The 6,477-nt window shown below is 61.7% G+C and carries 5 protein-coding genes; 3 read left to right on the forward strand and 2 right to left on the reverse strand.

The annotated features are described in order from the left end of the window. Positions 1 to 317 precede the first annotated feature (317 nt). Positions 318 to 1,181 carry a DUF2189 domain-containing protein gene (locus EA346_RS14315; protein WP_296759733.1) on the forward strand — a complete coding sequence of 288 codons (864 nt, stop codon included), beginning with the start codon at positions 318 to 320 and terminating at the stop codon, positions 1,179 to 1,181. Positions 1,182 to 1,365: 184 nt separating this feature from the next. Here EA346_RS14315 and fabG read toward each other — a convergent pair whose 3' ends face one another. Then, a complete protein-coding gene (gene fabG, locus EA346_RS14320; RefSeq protein ID WP_296759734.1) occupies positions 1,366 to 2,121 on the reverse strand; it encodes a 3-oxoacyl-ACP reductase FabG in 756 nt (251 codons plus the stop codon). Positions 2,122 to 2,414: 293 nt separating this feature from the next. On the opposite strand from fabG, the gene EA346_RS14325 reads away from it, so the two are divergent. Both EA346_RS14325 and EA346_RS14330 read left to right on the forward strand, forming a co-directional pair. Further along, positions 2,415 to 4,487 carry a heavy metal translocating P-type ATPase gene (locus EA346_RS14325; RefSeq protein ID WP_296759735.1) on the forward strand — a complete coding sequence of 691 codons (2,073 nt, stop codon included), beginning with the start codon at positions 2,415 to 2,417 and terminating at the stop codon, positions 4,485 to 4,487. Positions 4,488 to 4,644: 157 nt separating this feature from the next. Continuing rightward, the gene (locus tag EA346_RS14330; RefSeq protein ID WP_296759737.1) at positions 4,645 to 5,562 is read left to right on the forward strand and encodes an MBL fold metallo-hydrolase; all 918 of its coding nucleotides are present in this window, start codon (positions 4,645 to 4,647) and stop codon (positions 5,560 to 5,562) included. A 47-nt stretch (positions 5,563 to 5,609) separates the two neighbouring features. Here EA346_RS14330 and EA346_RS14335 read toward each other — a convergent pair. Beyond that, a partial coding sequence (locus EA346_RS14335; protein WP_366755805.1) for a DUF2189 domain-containing protein occupies positions 5,610 to 6,477 on the reverse strand: 868 nt, incomplete at its 5' end.

Below are 6,477 nucleotides of genomic sequence, written 5' to 3' on the forward strand. Positions count from 1 at the left end.
GTGGGAGCGCGCCTTGCGCGCGAAGGGGTCCTCTGCGGAGCTTCCGTGATGATCAGGTATGCGCATGGAGGGTTTTTCCCCATGTCAGCGGATTTCGGATGCTGCTAAAATACCTGTTGTGACGAAATCATTTCAGGCTTTGGTGAACGAATTTCGGGTGCGCAAGGAAAAGGTTTGTTTCTGGAACATGGCTGTGCGTTGGCATGTCTGAAACTTCAAGTTGCACATGCAGTGTTTTACTAGCGTCAAAGGAAGAGTCTGCATGACACACCGATCGAACGTTTACGTATAGGGAGAACAGCTAAAGGGAGAACATCATGAAGAGAGCGCAAGAAGTTCTGTATCCTGAACATCCCGACAAGGTCGAACCCAAACAGACCCTTGACACCGGGACTCCGCCCATCCGCTCGATCTCTGCTCCGGGCGATCTGGGGCAGTGGCTTTCAAAGGGGTGGCAGGACCTGAGGAGAGTGCCGTCGGTACTGCTGCACGGTCTCGTTGTGGCGGCTGTCGGGGCAGTCATTCTTTTTCTGAGCTGGGAACAGCCGATCGTCAGCCTGATATTCATCTCCGGCTTCCTGCTGGTGGGTCCGATCCTCGCGGTGGGAGTGAATGAGATGGCGCGGAGGTTGGAGCAGGGAGGGCCAATCCGCTTCAGTACCGGTCTCAGCGCGATCCGCGAGTTGGGTTGGGCGGTTTGGCTCTATGCCGCGATCCTGATCATCATGTTTGCCCTGTGGGCCGGTATCATCTGGCGCTGGATCGGTGTCCTGACGATGGGCGAGCTCGGCACGGCGGCAAGCATGGGTGAAGTGTTCGGTGCGATGCTGGCGAGTCCACAGGGAATCGTGGCATTGCTGGGCGTGATTGTCGCAGGAGTGGCTTTCGCGCTGGCGGTCTTCGCCATCGGTCTCGTGACGCTGCCGGCGATGCTGGATCGTCAGCGGGGGTTGGTGGACGCAGTGGCCATCAGCCTGAAGGCGCTGAAGACCAACCTGGGTCCCCTGTTGCTGTGGGGCCTGCTGATCACCGCCCTGTTCGCGGTGTCGGTGGCAACCGCCTTCATTGCGTTGATCGTCATCTTCCCCTGGCTCGGCCTCTCCATGTGGCATGGCTATCGGGGCCTGGTGGGTTCAAGCGATCGGCCTTCGACCGCCAAGCCGCATCCCACGCACGGCTGATGCAGCAGGGTTGATGCAGCAGGCTTGCGCGCAATCACTGTGCGGTTCTGGACGGCATGACGAGCGGGAGCCGGTGCTGCTCGTGGCACCGGCTTCCGCTGTTCAGGGATGCATTTCAACATGCCTTGCCGCGGTGGGCTGCAAGGCTCGCGACAGAAGGGAAGGCAGGCCAGGGCGCACTGGCCTATTCCAGCGCTTCGAATGACTCGGGCAGTACTTGGCCGCCATCCACGATCAGAGTCTGGCCCGTGATGTAACGAGCCTCGGGTGAGGCCAGAAAGCACACGGCATGCGCGATGTCCTGAGGTTCGCACAAGTTCCGGGTGGGAATGGACGCCGCCATCTGGCGGAGATAGTCATCGCCCTGTTTTTCCAGTCCTTCGGTCAGCACGTTGCCCGGCATGACCGCATTGATGGTGATGCCGTCAGACGCGCACTCGAGTGCCGCAGAGCGCATGAAGCCCAGTTGACCGGCCTTGCTGGCGCCGTAATGCGCCCAGCCCGGGAAGCCGGTAATCGGCCCCGTGATCGAGGAGGTGAGCACGATCCGCCCGTAGCCCCGCTCCCGCATGCCCGGCAGGACTGCCTGCGTCATGAAGAATGCACCCCGAAGATTGATCCCGATCATCTCTTCCCAGTCTTCCTCGCTCATCGTGTCCAAGGCAGCCTGAGGAAAGATCCCGGCGTTGGAGCAGAGGATGTCTATTCTCTGGTGGCGATCCTGTACTGCCTTCACCGCTTGCTGGCAGGACGATTTCGAACTGACGTCCAAAACCTCGAACTCCGCGCCGAGTTCTTCTGCAGCCGCTCGTCCACCGGCCTCGTCGACGTCTGTGATGACTGCAGTCGCACCGGCTTCGATCACGGTTTTTGCAATGGCCCTGCCGATGCCATTGGCACCCCCGGTAATGATGGCGACCTGGTTCGTTAATGCAAACATGAGAATCTCCTCTTGGTCCGTCCTGTTCGTGCTTTATCCAGCCGATGCCGATCCATCATGGAAATGGGTCTGCATCGGCCGATTTTCTGGTCACATCGCCGGCCTCTGCTCGACGGTCGATCGATGATGCATGTGACGCAAAAGCGTGGTGCCTCTGTTCGAGTATTGTCAATGCGTATGATTGCGCCTGTCTGACGTCTTCGGGGACCACCTATTTGGCGTTGGCTGCGTCGGTTCGGTATTGCTGTTCATCAGTAATCCGCCTTGCGAAAGAATTGTTATCCGGAGCTCCCATGAACGAGAAAAACCATCAGGGACAGAAGCACGAAGATCGATCCGATGTGAGCGGTCATCAGCAAAACCGAGAGGACAAGAGTTCAGCAGGGCACGCGAATCATGACCAACACGAGGGCCACAGCCCGGCGATGTTCCGGGACCGGTTCTGGTTCGCGCTGATGCTCACACTCCCGGTCATGTTCTGGTCCGAACACATCCAGAACCTGCTGGGCTATCAGGCACCGGAGTTCCCGGGATCGTCCTGGATTCCGCCGGTATTGGCCACGGTCGTCTTCCTGTATGGCGGGCTGGTCTTCCTCAAGGGCGCATGGCACGAATTGCGGGCGGGGCTGCCGGGGATGATGACGCTGATTGCCATGGCCATCACGGTGGCTTTCGCTTTCTCCTGGGTGGTTCGGTTGGGGTTGCTTGATGCCGCCGAGTTGTGGTGGGAGTCGAGCAGCCTGATCACGATCATGCTGCTCGGACACTGGATTGAGATGCGTTCGATCTCGCAAGCGCAGGGCGCACTCCAGGAACTGGCGAAACTCCTGCCGGATACGGCCGCCCGACTGACTGACGAGGGCGAGGAGAAGGTTCCGGTCACCGAGTTAAGCAAGGACGACATCATTCTGATCCGCCCGGGCGAGAGTGTGCCGGCGGACGGGGTCGTCCAGAAGGGGGAAAGCGCGCTTGACGAGGGCATGATCACCGGCGAGTCCAAGCCCGTGAAGAAGTCCGAGGGCGACGAGGTGATGGCGGCGACTGTCAACGGCGAGGGATCACTCCACGTGAAGGTCACGGGCACCGGGGAGAACACCAAGCTGTCCGGAATCATGAAGCTGGTCAGCGACGCCCAGAAGTCGAAGTCGAGGTCACAGCACCTGGCGGACCGCGCGGCACGATTGCTGACCGGGGTGGCGGTTGCGGCGGGGGTCCTGACCCTGGTCGTATGGCAGTTTCTGGGCGCATCGATCGACTTCTCCGTGGTTCGGGTCGTGACCGTGCTGGTCATAGCCTGCCCTCACGCGCTCGGTCTTGCCGTCCCGCTGGTCGTAGCGATCTCCACCACGCTCGGGGCGAAGAACGGGCTGCTTGTTCGCGACCGGCGTGGCCTGGAGAGAGCCCGTCTCATGGACACGGTGATCTTCGACAAGACCGGAACACTGACGCTGGGAGAGTTTCGGGTCGTTGAGATTGCGGTCGTGGAAGGGGAGTCGGAGGACGAAATGCTTCGCGTTGCCGCGGGGGTGGAATCGGACTCCGAGCATCCGATTGCCCGCGGGATTCTGAAATCGGCCGAAGAAAGGCAGATCGAGATTCCCTCGGCGGAGCGGTTCCGGGCCATTGCGGGGAAGGGCATCGCAGCCTCGGTCGATGGCACCGCGTACTTGATGGGCGGGTCAGCGCTGCTGAAGGCGGAGGACGCGACGGTTTCGGAGCCACTCGAAAAGACCGCTGAAACAGCGGCGGGTCGCGGACAGGCGGCCGTCTACCTGTTGCGGGAGGGCAGGGCGCTGGCGGTCTTCGCGGTCGCCGATCAGATCCGCGACGAGAGCCGGGAAGCGGTTCGCGCCTTGCACGAACGCGGCATCCAACTGGCGATGCTCACGGGCGACGCCCAGGCGGTCGCGGACGCCGTGGCGACGGAGCTGGGGATCGATACGGTCTTCGCCGAGGTTTTGCCCGAGGACAAGGCCTCGAAAGTCCGTGAACTGCAGAAGCAGGGGAGAAAGGTCGCGATGGTGGGGGACGGAGTCAATGACGCCCCTGCTCTCGCGACTGCCGACATCGGGATCGCGATTGGCGCTGGCACCGATGTCGCGGTGGAGGCGGGAGACATCGTGCTGGTGCGTTCCGATCCGCGGGATATCCCCAGGATCGTGGCGCTATCGCAGGCCACACACCGAAAGATGCTCCAGAATCTCTGGCTGGCAGCCGGTTACAACATCGTCGCCATTCCCTTGGCGGCAGGCGTGCTCTTCGCGTGGGGCATTCTCCTCAGCCCCGCGGTGGGCGCGGTCCTGATGTCCGCCAGCACCGTAGTCGTGGCGATCAACGCCCAGTTGTTGCGGCGGGTGCAGCTATGACCCTGTCCTGGCAGCCAAGTGCTGTGAGGTGGAGCCTGGAGAAGGCGCCGCGGGATTCCCACCATGCCGGATTTCAAGGCCCTGTGCCTTGATCTCCGGCTGCGTGGCTACTAGTTTCGATGAAGCGAATCTGCTTTTCCTCGAGGAGGATGAAGTCATGACTGTTCCCGAAAATCCTTATCCCCGCGTCACCGTCGATACCGCCGCGCACAAGGTGGAAGATGCCGATGCCTGGTACATGATCGGGCTCTCCGGAATTCCGAGTGCCGAGAACCAGGGCCACACCTCCAATGCCGGATTCGTGACTACCGGCGAGGGGGTGGTGGTGTACGACGCCCTTGGAACGCCCGCGCTCGGCTTCGAACTGATCCGGCGGATACGCGAAGTCACGGAGGAGCCCATCCGCTACGTGATCGCGGGGCACTACCATGCCGATCATATCTATGGCCTGCAGGCCTTCGCCGATCATACCGATGCCCGGATCATCGGCCAGAGCCGCGCGCAGGGTTATCTGGACAGTGACACGGCCCGCCAAAGGCTGCAGCAGCGCCGGGATGTTTTGTTTCCCTGGGTGGACGAAAGCACCCGTGTCGTCCATCCCGATGAGTTCTTTGACGACGAGTACCGCTTCGAACTGGGTGACAAGACCTTCCGCCTGCTCCACGCAGGGCCCGCCCATTCGCCCGATGACGTGCTGATGGTGGTCGAAGAGAGCCGCGTGGTGTTCGCCGGTGACATCGTGTTCGATGGACGCCTGCCATTCCTCGGTGACGACGAGGTCAACACCGCAAACTGGATCGACCGCCTCGATCGTGTTCAGGAGATGAGCCCGTCGTTCCTGATCCCCGGGCATGGTCCGGCAACATCCGAGGCGGCTCGTGCGGTGAGCTTCACCCGTGGATATCTGCAGGATCTGCGCGAGCATATGGGCGAGGCGGTCGAGGAATTTCTGTCGTTCGAAGAGGCCTATGCCCGGGCGGACTGGTCAAAGTACGAGGACATGCCGGCCTTTGTAGAGACGCACCGTCGCAACGCCAATGCCGTGTTCCTGGAGATGGAGGCTGCGATGTTCTAGTCGTATTCCCCGTGGGAGGTTCCGGCCGCGGATGCGGATCCTGCGGCTCAGTTGCCTCCCACCAGGTCACGGTACCCGTGCCACATCGCGAGCCCGAGCCACGGGAAAATCACGATCAGTGCGACGAAGGCCGTGAGCACCGAGAACAGGAACAGCGCCGTGATCAGCACTGCCCAGAACAACAGCGGTACGGGGTTGCGCTTGAAGGCCTTCAGGCTGACGGCCACTGCATCGACGAGGCCCGAACGCTGATCCAGCATCGCTGGCACGGTGATCACGCTCATCGCGAACGCCACAAGAGCGAACGCGGCGCCGATGACGAGCACACCGGCCAGTGACACGATGCCTGCCGGGCTGGCAAGCATCGCGCTGAGCAATTCACCGATGTGCGCAGGCAGCCCCAGCTGCCCGACATTCAACACGGCAATCCATAGCCAGGTATAGGCGGTCCAGACCGCAAAGATGCCCAAGAGTATCGCGGCAAAGAACCACAGGGGTGCGCCGATTTCCGCAATGGCACCCAAGCCGGCCGCAGAATTCGTGGGCTTTCCCGCTTCCAGGTTCCTCGCCGTCGCATTCAGACTGACTGCCAGCGCCGGCCCGATGAGCAGAAACCCGATGATCAGGGCCAGGCTGAACCAGGGCTGCGCCCAGGTCGCCCAGACCAGGGCCAGGCCGGCAACGCTGAATACGAGCCCGTGAAGCAGAGTGGACGGTGCGCGCAGAAGATCCCGCCAACCCTGACGAAGCCATCGCAGGGGCTGCCCGAACGAAATGGACTGGATACTGGGTGTGCCATCCTCCAGCGTCCTCTCGGGCCGGATTTCCCCGGGGTCTTCAGGATACCGACGCTTGATCAGGTCGACCACGATGACACCTCCTTGCGTTGGTTGTCGCTTGTATGTCGGGCGACAG

This window comes from Thioalkalivibrio sp., from assembly GCF_007692535.1.
Lineage (GTDB): Bacteria > Pseudomonadota > Gammaproteobacteria > Ectothiorhodospirales > Ectothiorhodospiraceae > Thioalkalivibrio.